Origin of the sequence: Micromonospora sp. CPCC 206060, from assembly GCF_036906895.1 — a bacterium.
Lineage (GTDB): Bacteria > Actinomycetota > Actinomycetes > Mycobacteriales > Micromonosporaceae > Micromonospora.
On record NZ_JBAKHU010000066.1, the window covers coordinates 1 to 16899 of the forward strand.

Here is a 16899-nt window from a genome sequence, read left to right on the forward strand (position 1 = left end):
GGTGTCACGCAAGACCGGCCCGGACCGGCGGACCGGTCGGCGCCCGTCGAACCGGTGGCAGCGCGCCGCCGCCCGGCTCGGCCGCACGCATGCCCGGGTGGCGAACCTGCGCCGCGACGGCCTGCACAAGCTCACCACCCGACTCACCCGCGAACACGGCACGGTCGTGGTCGAAGACCTCAACGTGGCCGGGATGCTGCGTAACCGGCGCCTGGCCCGGCACATCGTTGACGCCGGGTTCGCCGAGATCCGCCGCCAGCTCACCTACAAGAGCGCATGGAACGGCGGCCGGCTGATCGTCGCCGACCGCTGGTATCCGTCCTCGAAGACCTGCTCGGGTTGCGGCACGGTGAAAACCAAGCTGGCCCTGTCCGAGCGTGAATACGAGTGTGCCGTGTGCGGCCTAATCCTGGACCGGGACCTCAACGCCGCACGCAACCTCGCCGCCCTCGCGGCCGACAGTGACACCGCCGGGAGTGGCCCGGTGGCAGGACGTGGAGCCGACCGTAGGACCCCGCCCCCGGGGCTGGTGGCCGTGAAGCGTCAACCCGGCACCGCTTCGGCGGGTCAGACCGGGACCGTCCCACCGCAAGGCGGGACTACCAAAGTGCGCTTACTAAAGCACACAGAAAGGTAACGGTACGAGGAGCAGCACCGGACCGACCATCGTGCCAATGATCATCAACCTGGGTGTGCGACCATGCCGGTGCCCGATGGGTGCGACGGCGTGGGGGAGTCGGTGACGGTGCCAGACGAATGGACAGGTGGGCACGACGGGGAACCGGTCCCGGCGAACGGTCCGGCCTGGCCGGCCGGTGGGTACCGGAACGGGCCGCTCGCCGGGCTGAAGGTACTGGACCTGTCCCGGATCCTGGCCGGCCCGTTCGCGACCATGCACCTGGCCGATCTCGGCGCCGATGTGATCAAGGTGGAGCTGCCCGGACGCGGTGACGAGACCCGGCACTGGGGGCCGCCGTTCGGGCCGGACGGGACCGCCGCCTACTTCACCGTGGCCAACCGGAACAAGCGGGCACTCACCGTCGATCTCGGGTCGCCGCCGGGCGCGGCGATCGTCCGCCGGCTCGCCGTGGCGGCCGACGTGGTGGTCGACAACTTTCTGCCGGGGCGGCTGGCCCGGTTCGGCCTCGACCCCGACGCCCTGCGAACCGCCAACCCCCGCTTGGTGACCTGCACGATCACCGGGTTCGGCAGCGACAGCGACGCCGCCGGCCGACCGGGTTTCGACTTCCTCGCCCAGGCGGCCGGCGGACTGATGGCGATCACCGGCGCCGAGGACGGCGTACCGACCAAGGTCGGGGTGGCGATCGTCGACCTGGCCGCCGGGCTCTTCGCGACGACCGGGATCCTGGCCGCGCTACGGCGGCGCGACCACACCGGGCAGGGTGCGCACGTGGAGGTCCCGCTGTTCGACTCGGTGGTCGGGCTGCTCGCCAACCAGGCGGCGAACTGGCTGGTCGGTGGGGTCGAGCCGGCTCCGATGGGCAACGCCCATCCGAACATCGTCCCGTACGAGAGCTTCCCGACGGCTGACCGGCCGCTGGCGCTGGCGGTGGGTACCGACCGGCAGTTCGCCCGGCTCGTCGCCGTGCTCGGCGTACCGGAATTGGCTGACGACGCCCGTTTCCGGACCAACGCCGACCGGGTGCGGCACCGGCGGGCGTTGCGGTCCGAGCTGACCGCACGGCTGGCCGCCGCGCCGAGGTCGGTGTGGCTGGACCGGCTCGACGAGGCGGGTGTACCGGCCGCGCCGGTCAACTCGGTTCCGGAGGTGTTCGCCGATCCGCTGGTGGCGCAGCGGTTGCTGGTGGAGGTGGACGGCTGCCCGCAGGTCCGGTCGCCGCTACGCCTCGACGGCCAACCGCTTCCGGTGACCGGCCCGCCTCCGGCGCTGGGTCGGGACACCGACGCGATCCTGACCGGACTCGGGTTGAGCGCCGGGGAGATCGGCCGGCTCCGTTCGGCGGGAGTGGTCTGACCGTCGAGCGGACCGGCGCGCTACGACCGGTGGCGCTGGGTGTTAAGAAGGGGCCCTTCCTCTACCGAAAGCGTTAAGAGGGGGCCCTTCCTTACAATGGGTCGATGCCTGTCGTGGAAGCGGTGACCGAGGTACCCGTACCGCCTGAGCTGGCCTTCGCTGTTTCCCAGACGTTGGCTCCGGTGCGGTACCGGTGGGACCCGTTCGTCCGGGAGCAGCACCTCACCGACGGTGCGACCCGGCCGGGCCGGGGTGTGCGGACCTTCACCCGATCCCGGCACGGCCTGGTGATGGTCAGCGAGTACGTCTCCTTCGCTCCGCCCAGCCATGTCGGCATGAAAATGGTGCGCGGTCCCTGGTTTTTCGAGATGTTCGCCGGCGGTTGGCGGTTCGCCCCCGCCGCCGCGCCGGACCGCACGGTGGTCACCTGGCGGTACAGCTTCCGGTGCCGGCCGGCACTGCTGCGGCCGGTCGCCGACCGGGTCGGTGGCTGGCTGCTCGGCCGGGACATCCGGCGGCGGATCGCCGGCTACGCCGCGGGCTGCACCGATCCCGTGGTGCTCGCCGCCGCACGGCAGGCGTTGACCGAAGGGGATCAGCAGCGGTCCTCCGAGCCCGGCTGACCGGTCGCCCGGGTACCGGGCCGGACCCGGAGGGGGTACGACCCGGCCGGTCGGGTCTGATCCGGCAACCGGAGCCGGATCAGACCCGGGAGTGCAGCCGGATCAGATCCGGGAGCTGAACGTGGAGAGGAAGCCGTGCGGGGTGGGTACTCCGGCGTTGTCGAAGCAGAGCACGTCGACCTGCGCGTCCATCCCGGCGAAGGTCCACGGGGCGGTCAGGTTGCAGTAGTACGGGCCGCCACCCTGTGCGGTCACCTGGGCGTGCGTCTCCTTCTGCCCGAGCTGCGGGTACTTGACGAGGTACCGTCCCGTCGGGGCGAGCGGACCGAAGCTGTTCGCTCCGACCCCGACCGGGTGGTTGTAGTTGGTTGGACCGCCGGCGGCGGTTGCCAGGTAGCCGAAGTACTTCGGCGGGCCGAAGTCGCCGAACACCGCCCGCTGGCGGTGGTACGACAGGGTGAATTCGCTGTTGACCGGTGTGCCGGTCAGGTCGTGGCAGAAGACGTGGACGATGACGTCGGGTCCGCTGGCGAACCAGTGGTAGACCTTGCAGCGGCGGGCCTGGGCGTTCGGCTGCACCGCGGTCACCTGGACGTTTCCGGCGAGCACCCCGGCCAGTCCGACGCCGCCGAGCTTCACCTGGTACTGCCCGGCGCCGCCCGGGGTGACGCCCACCCCGCCGCCGGTGGAGTTGTACGCCTGGGCGAGGCCGCCGGCACCGTACTGCAGGTAGGCGTGGCTGCCCAGGCCGACCGGCAGGACGCCCGAGCTGAGCGTCCACAGCACGGTGAACGGGCTGTCGTCCCAGCCGCCGCCGGGCTTGTGGCACTGCACGTCGACGATCTGGTCGGCGCCGGACTGGTACCAGCGGACGGCCTCGCAGTAGTGGCCGGTGCGGTTGACCGGGGTGACGTGCACGACGCCCCGGGAGCCGGTGCCGATCCCGGGGAACCGGACGAGGAACCGGCCGGGGGCGATCTTGATGCCGTTGGCCCAGGCGAACGGGGCGGCGGCCTTCCAGCTGCCCCATTGCCGGGTGGTGTCGAGGGTGGTCCAGACCGGCACGGTCGGGTCCTGGACGTAGGCGAAGCCCCACCGGTCGGCGGTGGCTGCCGATGCCGGTGCGGTGGTGCCCACGAACGTAGCGGCCAGCAGGCTGAGCAGCGCGGTGAGCAGGACGAGGGGTCGGGTCCGCACGGACACCTCCCATAGAGGTAGATCGATGACCCTGTCAGGTTCCCGTACCGACCGGGAAAAGACTGTCGGATCCCATCACTGGCCGTCCGAAATAGATCAGATTGCCCGGTGCCGTCACGCGGTGCCGGGACGGCGCGCGTCGAGGAAACGGCACCGGTCCGCTCCCGGATCCGACCAGGTATCCGGCCGATGGGCACGTTTGTCCCGCCGTTGACCGGGAAGCTGCGGGCATGACGAAACCACGTGTGGTGATCGTGGGGGCCGGGTTTGCCGGTTACCACGCGGCGAAGACCCTGGCCCGGGTCGCCCGGGACCGGGCCGAGATCGTGCTGCTCAATTCGACCGACTACTTCCTGTACCTGCCGCTGCTGCCGGAGGTAACCGCCGGAGTGCTGGAACCGAGCCGGCTCTCGGTGCCGTTGACCGGCACCCTCAACGGGGTGCGGGTGGTGATCGGCGAGGCCGACCGGGTCGACCTGCACAACCGCTGGGTGCACTACACCCAGCCCGAGGGCGACCCCGGCCAGCTCGCCTACGACCGGCTGGTCCTCGCGGTCGGCAGTGTCAACAAGCTGCTACCCATCCCCGGCGTCACCGAGTACGCGCACGGCTTCCGGGGCCTGCCCGAGGCGCTCTACCTGCACGACCACATCGTGCGCCAGATCGAGCTGGCGCAGCTCACCCACGACCCGGCGGAGCAGCTGGCCCGGTCGACGTTCATCGTGGTCGGGGCCGGCTACACCGGTACCGAGGTCGCCGCACACGGACAGCTCTTCACCGACGCGTTGGCCACCCAGCACCCGCACCTGGACATCCGGCCGCGGTGGATGCTGCTCGACGTGGCACCCCGGGTGCTGCCCGAACTGGACCAGCGGATGTCCCGGACCGCGCAACGGGTGCTCGACCGGCGCGGGGTGGACGTCCGGATGGGTACCTCGGTGGCCGAGGCCACCGCCGACGGGGTACGGCTGACCGACGGCGAGTACATCCCCACCTGCACCCTGGTCTGGTGCGTCGGGGTACGCCCCGACCCGTTCGTCGCCGAGCTGGGCCTGCGGACCGAGAAGGGGCGGCTGGTGGTCGACGAATACCTCAACGTGCCCGGCTTCCCGGAGGTGTACGCCTGCGGCGACGCCGCCGCCGTACCCGACCTGACCCGACCCGGCCAGATCTGCACGATGACCGCCCAGCACGCCCAGCGGCAGGGGCGGCTCGCGGCGCACAACGTCGCCGCCTCCTACGGTCAGGGCCGACGCCGGCCGTACCGGCACCACGACCTCGGGTTCGTGGTGGACCTCGGGGGCAAGGACGCGGCGGCGAACCCGCTGAAGGTCTCGCTGTCCGGCCTGCCGGCCAAGGCGGTGACCCGGGGCTACCACCTGATCGCCATGCCTGGTAACCGGGCCCGGGTGGGTGCCGACTGGATGCTCGACGCTACCCTGCCCCGCGCGGCGGTGCAGCTCGGTCTGGTACCGGCCAACGCCGTACCGCTGGAAAGCACCTCGCCGGAGGTGCCGGTGTACCGGCACTGACGGCCGGCGGGTACGTGGTGGAAGGGGCGGCGGGGACATCCCCGGCGCCCCTTCCGGTCAGTCCGCTCCGGCCTCCGGGGCGGTGCCGTCGGGTCGGTCGTCACTCTGTTCCGGCCCCCGGGGCCGTGCCGTCGAGGGCCCGGACCCGTCGCCGTATCCCGAACTCCCGCAGCAGGATCTGGATGATCCCGGCCGCCGGAATGGCGAGCAGCGCACCGAGGATGCCCGCCAGGTCCGCCGCCAGCAGGATGCTCACCAGCACGGTCAACGGATTGAGCTGGACCGTCCGGGACAGGATCAGCGGTTGCAGCACATGGTTCTCCACCTGCTGGTAGACCACGAAGAAGACCAGTACCACGATGCCCGCCCGGGGCGAGTGCAGGAAGGCCGCGCCCGCCGCGACGATCGCGCCGATGGTCGCCCCGACCAGGGGCACCAGGTCGGCGATGCCGACCAGCAGGGCGATCACCCCGGCGAACGGTACCCCCATGATCACCAGAACGACGAAGGTCAGTCCGCCGCAGATCACACTGATCAGCAGGTTGCCGCTGAGGTAGCCGGTCACCGTCCGTGCCGACTCCCGCCCGACACGGCGCAGCCGCTCAGCGTGTCTGTCATTGACCAGGCTGGCCATGCCCCGGGTCAGTTTCGGTGCCTGGAGCACCATCAGGTACGCCAGCACGGCCACCGTCACGAGACCGGCCACGGCGGTGAAGGCGCCCCGGACGATGTCCAACGTCGGTTCCCGCAGCTTCGCGCCGTACTGCTGGATCTGTTCCTGATGGGTCTCGGCGTACCGGAGCAGCCCGGTCCGCTCCAGCAGACTGCCGAGCGGGCCCTGCCCGGCGCGGGCCTCGTCCAGGATCGCGGGTAGCTGGTTGGTGAACCGGGCGGTCTCGTCGATCAGGGGCACCACGATCACCGCGATCAGCGCGGCGATCAGGCCGAATGCGGCCAGGAAGACCAGCAGGGTGGCGACCGACCGGTTGCGGGCGAGCCGGCGCTGGGTCCAGTCCACCGCCGGGTTCAACGCCACCGCGAAGAAGAGCGCGACGAGGAGCCAGACCAGGACCCGATGGGTGGCGTAGAGCAGCAGCAGCCCCAGTGCGGTGGCGAGTACCAGACCGATGGTGATCGCCACCCGGCGTGCGGTGGTCCGGTCGTCGGCCCATCCCGTCATCCCGCGCGGCTACCCCGGACCGACCGTCGGGAAACCGGCCGGACCGTCGGGGAACCGACCGGACCGTCGGGAGCCCGGTTTCCGCCGGTCAGTTCCCCGGATCCCGGGCCGGCCGGGCTCCGGCGATGAATCCGGTCAGGTCGGTGCCGTGGCGCAGACCACCCGGCTCCGGGTCGCGGGCCACCCGCGCCGCGAGCCGCTCCAGGGGCAGCCGGCCGGGCCGGTGGTACGCGGCGAGCACGAGGTTGCCGTACCGCCGGCCACCGAGCATCCGCCGGCCGCCGATCAGGCACACCTCGGCAAAGACCGTACGGAGTGTCGCCGCCTGGACCCGGGAGAAGACCAGCGGTGGCAGGTCGGTCAGGTTGACCAGGTAGACGCCGTCCGGGCGGAGTACCCGGGCCACCTCCCGGACGAACTCGACCGTGCCCACGTGGGCCGGCATCCGGGCCGCCTGGTAGACGTCGGCCACGACCAGGTCGAAGCCGCCCGCCGGCTCGGCGGCCACCGCCGCCCGGGCATCGGCCACGCGTACCGACACGGTGGCGGGCGGTGCGGGAAGCTCCCGGGTGACCAGCTCCACCACTGCCGGATCCCGCTCCACCACCACCTGGGGCGAGTCCGGCCGGGTGGCGCAGAGATAGCGGGGCAGGGTCAGCGCGCCGCCACCCAGGTGCAGGGTACGCAGCGGCACGCCGGCCGGGGCGCTCACGTCGATGGCGGCGGCGATCCGGCGGACGTACTCGAAGTGCAGGTAGGTCGGGTCGGTGAGGTCGACGTATGACTGCGGCACCCCGGCGGCCAGCAGGGTCCGGCCACCGGGTCGGGTCCGGTCCGGTACCAGTGCCAGTCCGTGCTGCTCCCGCCCCATCCGCGGCAGGTTAGCCGACCCGTCGCCGGTTACCGGGCCCCGGCCCGGACCGAGCCGGACCGGGCCGGGGCACGGGCGGCGCGCGCCCGTCGTCGGTCAGCCGGCGATGCCGCCGGCGGCCTCCTCGATCAGGGCGTCCAGCCGGTGGGCCAGTTCGATGTCCGCCGTGGTGACCGCGTCCGCCGTCCGACTGTGCACGGTGAGCACGGCGGTCGAACCGGTCGGTCGGCTCACCGCCGGGCCCCGGCCCGTTCGCTGCCGGAGCTGCGCGACCTGGTCCAGCACCCGTTCCAGGTTCGCCGGGGGCAGCTCGATCCTCCGGGACAGCGCCCGGGCGTCACCCGACCAGTACGGCAGCTCGGCCAGCTCCTCCCGGATCTCGCCGTCGGTGAGCCCGGCGGTCCGTCCGGTCGGTGCGACGAGGCCGCCACCCGGTTCGGTCGGGCCGAGCAGCCCGCGCAGGTCGGCGGGGATCTCCAGATCGTCGACCAGTTCGGGATCCTGCTCGGCGAGGGCGGCCAGGGTCGCCTCCGCCTGGTACCGGGCCTGTTCGGGGGTCCGGCCGCTGATCCGGGCCACCTCGGCCAGGAATCCGGGCAGGTCAGGGCGTCGACTGACGGTGCCCAACGGTACGTCGGCGTGCAGTTCGGTGGGTACCGCGTCCAGCAGCCGGGCCTGGTCGGCCTCGTCCAGGGCGCGGGCCAGGGCCAGCACCGTCGCCTCTGCGGCGGCCCGCGCGTGGTCGAAGTCGAGTCCGGCGCGGCGGCTCACGTCACCGACCAGCTCCTGGTAGCCGACCGTGGTCACCTGCGGCGCGGCGGCCAGGTCGGGGTGCGGCCGTGGCCAGCTCCGCTCGACCGGTGCTGCCGGCGGCGGTGCCGGGCCACCGCGACTGCTCTGCGGCTTGTGCTGTCCGGCCGCGGGCGGGCCGTCCCGTTTCTTCCGGTCCAGGTGCTCCAGTTGCTTCGACGCGCCCAGGGTGGCACCGGTCTCGCTGGGTCGCCGGCCCCGTTCCCGGGCCTGCCGGGCCAGGGTGCGTCGGCGCTTGTTGTCGCCCTCCATCTGCTTACGCATGTCCACCTCTTTCCGCTGGGTTCCCCGCCCGCCTTCCCGGTGCTCCCCGGAACGAAACGGTCCCCCGTTCCGCGCCGGGCGGGTGCCGCCAGGCCGGTGGACCCCGCCGGATGATTCATCTCACCGGGGTGAGGGGCCCTCACCCGCCGGGGGGCGAGCATCGGGATGGACCGAAATACTTCCGAGTTAACGGGAGGGAAGGTCACGCCATGAAGAGGATCGTCGACATCGTTCCGGCCCGACCCGGCTGGTACGCCCGCTGGCAGCTCACCCCGGACGCCACCCGGTGCTACCCGGTGACGGTGTGGGCCCTGGTGGAGGACACCGACGCGGCCAACCGGGAGGTCATCGGGGTCGACTCGGTCGGCCAGTGGCCCGGTGCGGAGGACAACGAGGCGGGTGGGCAGTTCGTCCGGTACCTCTTCCAGGCCCCGGAAGCCGGCGAGCCTGACGACGTCGACCAGCCCGCCGCCCGTGGTGACGCCGCCGTGCCAGCGGCACCGGGACGGCAACCCGCGAACGTCGCCTGACCCCGGCGACGGTGGTATCCCCGCCTGGTGCTCCGGGCGGACCAGGGCACCATTCCCGCCCCCGGCCCGTGGTCCCAGGGCCGGGGGCCCGTACGTGGGAACGGGCCGGCCCGCCGCCCAGATCGACTCGACCGCCGCCGATCTGAGGTACATTGTGGACTTCCTTGCTGCCGTGTCGTACGTGGGCGATGCGACACTCTTCACGGAGTTCGTCGACTGGCTGGTGGGGATCCTGGCCGGTCGGGGAGTGTCGTCGGTTGCGGTGGCGCTCACGCTGGGCCACTGTGCGGGGCCCTATACTTGCTGCACTGCAAGCATCGGCGTGCGGCTGAGTGAAAGGGACTGCCTTGACGTTCACCGTCTCGTACGCGCTGCGTGACGCGGTCGCCTGCCTCCGGCTGGTGGGTGAACTCGACATGGCGGCCGCACCCGAACTCAACGCGACGATCGACGGGCTGCATGCCGACGGCTGGTTCCGGCTGCTGGCCGATCTGACCGAGCTCACCTTCTGTGACTCCAGCGGACTCGCCGCGTTCGTCCGGGGCGACAACCAGAGCGCCGCCGCCGGGGGTTGGCTGCGGATCACCGGGGCACACGGACGGGTGCAGCGGGTGCTGGAGATCAGCGGTCTCGCCGAGGTCCTACGGTACGACGGTGGCCCGGAGGTGGCCGCCCCCTCCGCATCCGGCGACCGCTGATCGGTTAGTTTCTCCGGGATCGGGTGGCCGTCCGGGGGTTTTCCCACCAAAGACAGAGGCAGGTAGTCATGGGTGAAGGTACGCCGGGCCCGGTTCACATCCTGGTGGTGGACGACGACCCGGGTGATGTGCTGATGATCGAGGAGGCGCTGGAGGACTCGGACGTCGAGAAGGTCATCGACGTGGTCGGCGACGGCCAGGAGGCGATGGAGTTCCTGCGTCAGCAGGGGCGGCACACCGAGGCCCGCCGGCCGGACGTCATCCTGCTGGACCTCAACATGCCCCGGATGGACGGTCGCCAGGTCCTCGGTGAGGTCAAGAGCGACCCCGACCTGCGGACCATCCCGATCGTCGTGCTGACCACCTCGAACGCGGATACCGACATCGTGGGCAGCTACACCCTCCAGGCCAACGCCTACGTCACCAAGCCGATCGATCTCGACGACTTCAACGACGTGGTGCGCCGGATCGACGAGTTCTTCGGTCGGGTCGTGGTCCTACCCAAGCGGATCTGACCGGACCACGTCCAGCGACCGGGCCGGGTCGCGTCGTCCACCGCGGTCGGGGCCGGGTCGCGTCGTCCACCGCGGTGGCCGGATCGCGTCGTCCCCGGTCCGGGCGGTGGCATCGCCGGATGTCCCGGAAGGCCGGCCCTGCGCATGCCGAACATTTTTCCCAAATCGCCGCCTGGTGCCCGGGCGCTGGCGAGGATTCGAGGTGGGAAGGGAAACTACCGGCTGCCTGGGGGGCGAAAGCATGCGGTTTTCCGTGGTGGGGATCGGTTACGATCAGCGCCAGGTGGATTCGTGCCTGGACGACCTCGACGCCCGGTTGGCCCGGTTGGCCGACCGGGCGCAGGCCGTTGCGGCGGACGCGACGCAGCTGGACCTGATCCGGCAGGAGGCCGACGGGTTGCGGGACCTGCTGGCCGCCCGTCCGGTGCCGGAGGTGGGGAACTGCCCGCCGGTACGCAGCGACGCCGAGACGGAGGCGGACGCGATCCGTGCCCAGGCGCGGACCGAGCTGATGGCGGCTCGGGAGGAGGCCCGGCTGCTGCGCGAGCAGGTCTACGCCGAGGCGGTGCAGGCCCGTCGGGACTTCGAGGCGGCGCTGCATGCCCGGCGGCAGCGGGAGGCCCGGGTGGACGAGGTGCTGCGCGCGGTCCGGCTGGTCCCGGCGGACACCCCGACGGCGGCTGCCGGCTCGCCCGGTGGCGTACCGGCGACCCGGGGCGCGGCGAACCGGAGCGGGCACCTGCCCGAGGAGCCGGCGGACCGCAGATCCAGCCGGGTGCGCTGAGCCTGCGCCAGGCGGCCGGCGGGCTGGTCAGGTCAGCGCGCTGACCACGGTGCCGGCCCGCTCCTCATGCTGGGCGTACGCGTCGGGGAAGGCGGAGACCTGGACGGCCTGGGCGGCGCCCGCGACGCTCATGTCCTGCCAGCCCAGGATCTCCAGGAGAGCCAGATAGAACTGGCGTGCCGCGTACGCCGGCCGCATCAGGTCCTCCACGCTGCCCCAGCCGCTGCTCGGCCGTTGCTGGAACAGGCCGACCGAGTCGTGGTCCGCGCCGCTTCCCTGGTGGGGGTGGTCGAACGACTCGGGTACGTAGTCGTTGGCCAGGTTGTAGAGGGTGCTCTCCTGCATCGCGGTCGCGATGGCCACGATCAGACCGTGGCGGGGCACGTCGAGTCCACGACCGACGTCGACGATCACCTTGGCGTTGTCCATCTGGGCCTGGGTGAGACCGGCGACCGGTTTCGGCCGGGCCGGCCGGGTCGGCTTGCGGGGCGCCGGTGGCTTCCGGGTCGGTGTGGCGGTGATCGAGGGGGTCGGCGTCGGGCTGGTTGCGCTGGGGCTGGGCAACGGCGAACGGTCCAGGGACCGCGAGGCGGCCTCGTTTCCGGCCGCAGCGGCCCGCTCGGCCACCACGTCTGGCAGGACCGTGGGGGCCACCTCCGGGCGGGTGAAGGCAGCCGATCCGGTGAATGCGGCGAATCCGAGGCAGCAGGTCAGGCCGGTGGCCAGGGTGAACCGCGCCGGCCGCGAGGCCACGGCGGGGCGGACCCGGCCGAGGAGCGTCCGGGAGCGGCCTGGCTCCCGACGGTGTCGGCCGCTTAGCCGACCGGCTGATGTGGCGTCAACCGGACGGTCGGTGAGCGAACTGTCGGTCGAGGTCTGGGGTGGAGTGTCGTTGCCGTGCACCTGCCGAGGCTAGGCATGCGAAGCGAGCATGCCACCGGCCTGGTTGGTGGCATGCATCACAATTTACCCTGATCTGCGTGTGGGAACAGCCCGGACCGGGGATGGAAGGGCCCGACCTCTCAATACCCCAATTTCGGGTTTTCCCGATTTAGGGTCTGGAAGAACGTATATCGCATCTCGCTGGTGGCGACGGTTCGGCCTCCCCCGTTCGGTTGACCTGCTCAGGGCCCGAAGGAGGACCGGCGGTCCGCCGCCGGTCCTGTCGCTCAGCGACTCCGTGGTTCGACCGTGGTCACCGTCAACCGGTGCCGGCCGCTGTCCCCGCTGGAGAACGGCCACAACCGGTCCGCGTACGCCACCAGCTCGGTCAGCTGCTGCCGGCTCAGCCCCGCCGACGAGATGCTGGCGTGCACATCCGCCCGGTACCGCCCGTCGTCGTCCCGTCCGAGCCGGGCCTCGGCGCGTACCTGCACGGTGTGCGCCTCGTCGGTGATGTCGCTGGCCGCCTCCACCGCCGCATGGTGCAGGCACGAGGCGAATGCCGCCGCGAGCAACTGCTCCGGGGTCAGGCCCGTGCAGTGCGGTGCCAGCGGCGAGGCCAACGCCGTGGACAGGACACCGTCATCGGTACGCACATGGCCACCCTCCGCGGTCGCGGTGGCCTCGTTCAGCCAGGAACTGGGATCCGGCATCGCGTTCCTCCCGTCACTCACTCGCCACGGCTACCCGGTCGGCCACCGCCGAAACCGGCGCTTCAGCCCGGCACGGCGCCGGTGGTGGCCAGGATGACCGAGGTGACCAGATCCGGGTCGTCGTGCATCGGCAGGTGCCCGCAGCCGGGCAACGCCACGTGCCGGGCCTCCGGGAGGCGCTGCCGGGCCACTGCCGCCTGCCGGTAGGGCAGGATCCGGTCCCGGGTCCCCCAGGCCACCGTCACCGGCACGGTCGGTGCACCGGTGAAGGCATACCCCCGTCCGGCCCGCGCCACCGCGCGGAACGCCCGGGCCGTGGCCAGGGCCCGGGCGTCGGCCAGGGCCAGCTCCACGGTGAGCCGCCCGGGACGGGCCAGCAGCATGCCGAAGGACAGGTAGCGCAGCGCGGTCACCGAGAGGACCGGGCGCAGGAGCGGTGCGGGCAGCCGGGCGGCCACCCGGTGGGGCCGAGCACGCCGAGCGCCCAGCGCAGCTGCACCGGGGTGCAGAAACCGGCGGGGGAGAGCGCGGTGGCCGAGGCCACCCGGCCGGCGGCGGCCAACTCCAGCGCGATCGCCCCGCCGAGGCTGTTGCCGGCGACGTGCGGACGGGCCAGGCCGAGCGCGGTGCAGATGTCGACGACGGCGGCGACCACCTCCGGCATGTCCCGGGGCAGCCCGGTGGCCGGTACCGGGGACTGCCCGAAACCCGGCAGGTCGATGGCGACGACGTCGTGGGCGGCGGCGAGCCGGTCGAGTACCGGCAGCCAGGCCCGCCAGTGGTGACCGATGCCGTGCAGCAGCACCAGCGGGGTGCCGTTGCCCCGCCGTTCGTAGACCACCTCCGCCGCGCTCACCGGGGATCGGGCCCCGGCGGGGAATCCGGCAGTGCGGTGGTCCGGCCGAAACCACGGCCCAGGCTACGTACCTGTTCCTCCATCAACGGGACGGAGGTGCGGGCGTGCCGGCCGACCGCCCGGTCGGCCAGTGGGCCGACCAACAGGGACCGCATCGCGGCGACCGTTCCGACCACCCGGGGTACGTACACCCGGCGCTGGCGGCGCTCGATGGCCCGGACGAACGCGGCGGCGCACGCCTCGACGGAGGTGGTCCGGGCCATCGGCCCGGGTAGCCGGCGCAACGCCTCGTCGAACGCCGGCAGGTCCTCCTTCGCGTCCCGGACCAGATCCGTGTCGATCCAGGACGGGTGGGCGGTGCCGACCGCCACCCCCCGGTGGGCCAGCTCCAGCCGGACCGCGTTGCCGAAGTGCTCCACCCCGGCCTTGGACGCGCAGTAGGCGGCCATGCCGGGCAGGGCCGCGTACGCCGCCGCCGAGGAGACGATCAACAGGTAGCCCCGCCGCTCGGCGAGCGCGTCGACGGTGGCGGCAGCGGTGCGCATCACCCCGATCAGGTTCACCTCGACGGTACGTACCATCGCCTCGATGTCACCGACGGCGATGGTGCCCCGGTTGGCCACCCCCGCGTTGGCGACCACCGCGTCGATCCCGCCGAGCCGCGCCACCGTCTGCTCCGCCGCCGCCCGCAGCGCGGCCTGGTTGGTGACGTCGGCGGCGAACCAGGCATGCTCCGGGCCGAGTTCGGCGGCGAGCGCCGCGAGCCGCTCCGGTTCCAGACCGACCAGACTGACCCGGGCGCCCCGCCGGGCGGCCAGCCGCGCGGTGTGCTCGCCGATGCCCCGGGCCGCGCCGGTGACCAGGACGACCCTGCCGGACAGTGACCGGTCCACTCAGTGCTCCTCGATGCTCGTCGTCGCTTCGGGTCGCCCGACCCCGGACACCGGCACCGGTTCGGGGCCGGGGACGGGACGGTAGGCGTCCGGGTCGAACCGTCGGGTACGCAGCCAGTACGACCAGGTGTAGCCGGGCCAGAGGGTCGAGTTGCGGCCGGTGGCATCGAGGTACCAGCTACGGCAACCCCCACGCGACCAGACGGTCCCGGCCATCCGGCGGTCCACCCGGGCGGCGAACGCGTCCTGCGCCTGCGGGGTCGGCTCGATCGCCCGGATGCCGCTGCGGCCCAGGTGGCGCAGCATGCCCAGCAGATAGGTGAGCTGGCACTCGATCATGAAGACGACCGAGTTGTGGCCGAGCCCGGTGTTCGGCCCGAGTAGGAGGAACAGGTTCGGGAAGCCGGTGACCCCGGTGCCCTGGTACGCCCGCATGCTGCCGGACCAGGTCTCGGCCAGGGTGCGCCCGTGCCGCCCGGTGATCCGCCCGGCGATCGGCACGTCGGTGACATGGAAGCCGGTACCGAAGATGATGGTGTCGACCCGGCGGACCGTACCGTCGGTGGCGACCACCCCGTCGGCGGTGACCCGCTCCACGCCACCCGCGATGACCTCGACGTTGTCCCTGGTCAACGTCGGGTAGTAGTCGTTGGAGAGCAGTACCCGCTTGCAGCCCATCCGGTAGCCGGGGGTCAGCCGCTCCCGCAACGCCGGGTCGGCCACCGACCGGCGCAGGTGCCGGCGGGCCACCCCCTCGGCGACCCGCATCAGTGCCGGGCGCAGGAACGCGGTGGCGGCCGCCTCCCGTCCCCAGTAGACGCCGGCCCGGGCCAGCCGGCGGGCCGCCGGCAACCGGCGGAACAGGTGCCGTTCACCCGCGCTGATCGGCCGGTCCGCCCGGGGCATCACCCACGGCGCGGTCCGCTGGAACAGGTGCAACCGGCCGACCACCGGGGCGATCTCCGGGACGAACTGGATGGCCGACGCGCCCGTGCCGACCACGGCCACCGTACGGCCGGTCAGGTCCAGGTCGTGCCGCCAGCGCGCGGAGTGGAACACCTCACCGGTGAAGTCCGCCAGTCCGGGCAGCGCCGGCACGGCCGGCTCGGAGAGCGGCCCGCCGGCCGCGACCAGCATCTCGGCCCGGTAGCCGCCGTGCGAGGTGTCGATCAGCCAGCTCATCGACCCGGCGTCCCACCGTGCGGCCAGCACCTCGTGGCCGAGCCGCAGATACGGCCGGATGCCGAACTCGTCGACGCAGCGGCGCAGGTAGGCCCAGATCTCCGGTTGGGTGGAGAAGCTGCGCGTCCAGTCCGGGTTGGGGGCGAACGACAGCGAGTACATGTGCGACGGGACGTCGCACGCGCAGCCGGGGTAGCTGTTGTCCCGCCAGGTGCCGCCGACCTCGTCGCCCCGGTCGAAGACCACGAAGTCGTCCACGCCGTGCTGTCGCAGCCGGATGGCCGTGCCGATCCCGCCGAACCCGGCGCCGAGCACGGCGATCCGGACCCGTCGTCGCCCGTCCGAGACCATGTCCGGGAAGTTACCACCGGGTAACGGTGGGCGGAAGGTCCCGACGGGCAGGAGTGCCGGCCCCCATCCGCCGCCCGGCCGCCACCACCGGGCGGCACACCAGCAGCGCGCCGACCGGCACCGGTCGTCCCCGGTTCGGACCGGTGTACCCGCACCGGTCGTCCCCGGTTCGGACCGGATCCGGGTTTCGCACAGCGTACGCACAGGAAACGCTGGGACGGCGCACAGCCGCGGCGGGCACGATGGGCGCATGGTCACCAACGGACGGGCCACACCGGACCGGATCGCACTGCGCCGGCCGGACGGTACGCCGGTACGTGCCCTGGTGGTGGACGACGAGGCCACCCTCACCGACCTGCTCACCATGGCACTGCGCTACGAGGGCTGGGACGTGCGGGGCGCGGTGACCGGGACGGACGCCGTGCAGACCGCCCGCCGGTTCCAGCCGGACGTGGTGGTGCTGGACGTCATGCTGCCCGACCTGGACGGCTTCGAGGTGCTGCGCCGGCTGCGCGAGCAGGCGCCGAGCGTGCCGGTGCTGTTCCTGACCGCCCGGGACGCGGTGGAGGAGCGGATCGCTGGGCTCACCGTCGGTGGCGACGACTACGTCACCAAGCCGTTCAGCCTGGAGGAGGTGATCGCCCGGCTGCGGGCCCTGCTGCGCCGCTCCGGGTTCACAGTGCAGACCCGGGAGGACGCCATCCTCACCGTCGGTGACCTCACCCTCGACGAGGAGAGCCACGAGGTACGCCGGGACGGCCGGCTGATCACCCTGACCGCAACCGAGTTCGAACTGCTGCGGTACCTGATGCGTAACCCGCGCCGGGTACTGAGCAAGGCGCAGATCCTCGACCGGGTCTGGAACTACGACTTCGGTGGGCAGGCCAACGTGGTCGAGCTCTACATCTCGTACCTGCGGAAGAAGATCGACGCCGGCCGGGAACCGATGATCCACACACTGCGCGGCGCCGGGTATGTCCTCCGACCCGCCGACTGACCACCCGACGCACCGGCCCGCCCCG

Annotated in this window: 19 protein-coding genes; 9 read left to right on the forward strand and 10 right to left on the reverse strand. The window is 72.3% G+C overall.

Going from position 1 to position 16899, the window contains the following annotated elements:
- Position 1 precedes the first annotated feature (1 nt).
- The 3 genes from V6U90_RS27055 to V6U90_RS27065 all read left to right on the forward strand — a co-directional run bounded on the left by V6U90_RS27055 (position 2) and on the right by V6U90_RS27065 (position 2619).
- Positions 2 to 637, forward strand: a complete 636-nt coding sequence (locus tag V6U90_RS27055; protein WP_334442396.1) for an RNA-guided endonuclease InsQ/TnpB family protein — start codon at positions 2 to 4, stop codon at positions 635 to 637.
- A 108-nt stretch (positions 638 to 745) separates the two neighbouring features.
- Positions 746 to 1996, forward strand: a complete 1251-nt coding sequence (locus tag V6U90_RS27060) for a CaiB/BaiF CoA transferase family protein (RefSeq protein WP_334442398.1) — start codon at positions 746 to 748, stop codon at positions 1994 to 1996.
- 104 nt (positions 1997 to 2100) lie between these two features.
- Positions 2101 to 2619, forward strand: coding sequence for an SRPBCC family protein (locus V6U90_RS27065; protein WP_334442401.1), 519 nt, complete (start codon positions 2101 to 2103; stop codon positions 2617 to 2619).
- 102 nt (positions 2620 to 2721) lie between these two features.
- On the opposite strand, the gene V6U90_RS27070 is transcribed toward V6U90_RS27065, so the two are convergent.
- Complete coding sequence (locus V6U90_RS27070) at positions 2722 to 3816, reverse strand: hypothetical protein (RefSeq protein WP_334442403.1); 1095 nt, start codon at positions 3814 to 3816, stop codon at positions 2722 to 2724.
- Positions 3817 to 4046: 230 nt separating this feature from the next.
- Between V6U90_RS27070 and V6U90_RS27075 the strand changes: the two genes are divergently transcribed.
- Positions 4047 to 5348 (forward strand): NAD(P)/FAD-dependent oxidoreductase, encoded by a 1302-nt coding sequence (locus V6U90_RS27075; protein ID WP_334442405.1) that lies wholly within the window; start codon positions 4047 to 4049, stop codon positions 5346 to 5348.
- 100 nt (positions 5349 to 5448) lie between these two features.
- On the opposite strand, the gene V6U90_RS27080 is transcribed toward V6U90_RS27075, so the two are convergent.
- The 3 genes from V6U90_RS27080 to V6U90_RS27090 all read right to left on the reverse strand — a co-directional run bounded on the left by V6U90_RS27080 (position 5449) and on the right by V6U90_RS27090 (position 8473).
- A complete protein-coding gene (locus V6U90_RS27080; RefSeq protein WP_334442407.1) occupies positions 5449 to 6528 on the reverse strand; it encodes an AI-2E family transporter in 1080 nt (359 codons plus the stop codon).
- A gap of 88 nt (positions 6529 to 6616) precedes the next feature.
- On the reverse strand, positions 6617 to 7399 hold the full coding sequence (locus V6U90_RS27085; protein ID WP_334442411.1) for a spermidine synthase: 783 nt from the start codon (positions 7397 to 7399) through the stop codon (positions 6617 to 6619).
- Between the two features lie 96 nt (positions 7400 to 7495).
- The gene (locus tag V6U90_RS27090; RefSeq protein WP_334442414.1) at positions 7496 to 8473 is read right to left on the reverse strand and encodes a DUF2267 domain-containing protein; all 978 of its coding nucleotides are present in this window, start codon (positions 8471 to 8473) and stop codon (positions 7496 to 7498) included.
- A 209-nt stretch (positions 8474 to 8682) separates the two neighbouring features.
- Here V6U90_RS27090 and V6U90_RS27095 point away from each other — a divergent pair, with 209 nt between their 5' ends.
- The 4 genes from V6U90_RS27095 (at position 8683) to V6U90_RS27110 (ending at position 11000) form a co-directional block, all read left to right on the forward strand.
- On the forward strand, positions 8683 to 9003 hold the full coding sequence (locus tag V6U90_RS27095) for a hypothetical protein (protein ID WP_334442417.1): 321 nt from the start codon (positions 8683 to 8685) through the stop codon (positions 9001 to 9003).
- Between the two features lie 347 nt (positions 9004 to 9350).
- Complete coding sequence (locus V6U90_RS27100) at positions 9351 to 9701, forward strand: STAS domain-containing protein (protein WP_334442420.1); 351 nt, start codon at positions 9351 to 9353, stop codon at positions 9699 to 9701.
- Positions 9702 to 9769: 68 nt separating this feature from the next.
- Positions 9770 to 10216: a response regulator gene (locus tag V6U90_RS27105; RefSeq protein ID WP_334442423.1), complete on the forward strand. Its 447-nt coding sequence runs from the start codon at positions 9770 to 9772 to the stop codon at positions 10214 to 10216.
- Between the two features lie 241 nt (positions 10217 to 10457).
- Positions 10458 to 11000: an ATPase gene (locus V6U90_RS27110; RefSeq protein ID WP_334442426.1), complete on the forward strand. Its 543-nt coding sequence runs from the start codon at positions 10458 to 10460 to the stop codon at positions 10998 to 11000.
- A 27-nt stretch (positions 11001 to 11027) separates the two neighbouring features.
- On the opposite strand, the gene V6U90_RS27115 is transcribed toward V6U90_RS27110, so the two are convergent.
- From V6U90_RS27115 to V6U90_RS27140, 6 genes are all read right to left on the reverse strand, one after another.
- Positions 11028 to 11903 (reverse strand): hypothetical protein, encoded by an 876-nt coding sequence (locus V6U90_RS27115; RefSeq protein WP_442933683.1) that lies wholly within the window; start codon positions 11901 to 11903, stop codon positions 11028 to 11030.
- Between the two features lie 266 nt (positions 11904 to 12169).
- Positions 12170 to 12595 carry an OsmC family protein gene (locus tag V6U90_RS27120; RefSeq protein ID WP_334442431.1) on the reverse strand — a complete coding sequence of 142 codons (426 nt, stop codon included), beginning with the start codon at positions 12593 to 12595 and terminating at the stop codon, positions 12170 to 12172.
- Positions 12596 to 12657: 62 nt separating this feature from the next.
- On the reverse strand, positions 12658 to 13008 hold the full coding sequence (locus V6U90_RS27125; RefSeq protein WP_334442433.1) for an alpha/beta fold hydrolase: 351 nt from the start codon (positions 13006 to 13008) through the stop codon (positions 12658 to 12660).
- Positions 13005 to 13451, reverse strand: coding sequence for an alpha/beta fold hydrolase (locus tag V6U90_RS27130; RefSeq protein ID WP_334442435.1), 447 nt, complete (start codon positions 13449 to 13451; stop codon positions 13005 to 13007). Before V6U90_RS27130 ends, V6U90_RS27125 begins: the two co-directional genes overlap by 4 nt.
- Positions 13448 to 14344 (reverse strand): SDR family oxidoreductase, encoded by an 897-nt coding sequence (locus V6U90_RS27135; protein WP_334442437.1) that lies wholly within the window; start codon positions 14342 to 14344, stop codon positions 13448 to 13450. The genes V6U90_RS27130 and V6U90_RS27135 overlap by 4 nt, the downstream gene beginning before the upstream one ends.
- Positions 14345 to 15877 (reverse strand): flavin-containing monooxygenase, encoded by a 1533-nt coding sequence (locus V6U90_RS27140; protein WP_334442439.1) that lies wholly within the window; start codon positions 15875 to 15877, stop codon positions 14345 to 14347. It lies immediately after the preceding gene.
- Between the two features lie 250 nt (positions 15878 to 16127).
- Between V6U90_RS27140 and V6U90_RS27145 the strand changes: the two genes are divergently transcribed.
- Entirely contained in the window at positions 16128 to 16874 is a 747-nt protein-coding gene (locus tag V6U90_RS27145) for a response regulator transcription factor (RefSeq protein ID WP_334442441.1), read from the forward strand.
- Positions 16875 to 16899: the final 25 nt, after the last annotated feature.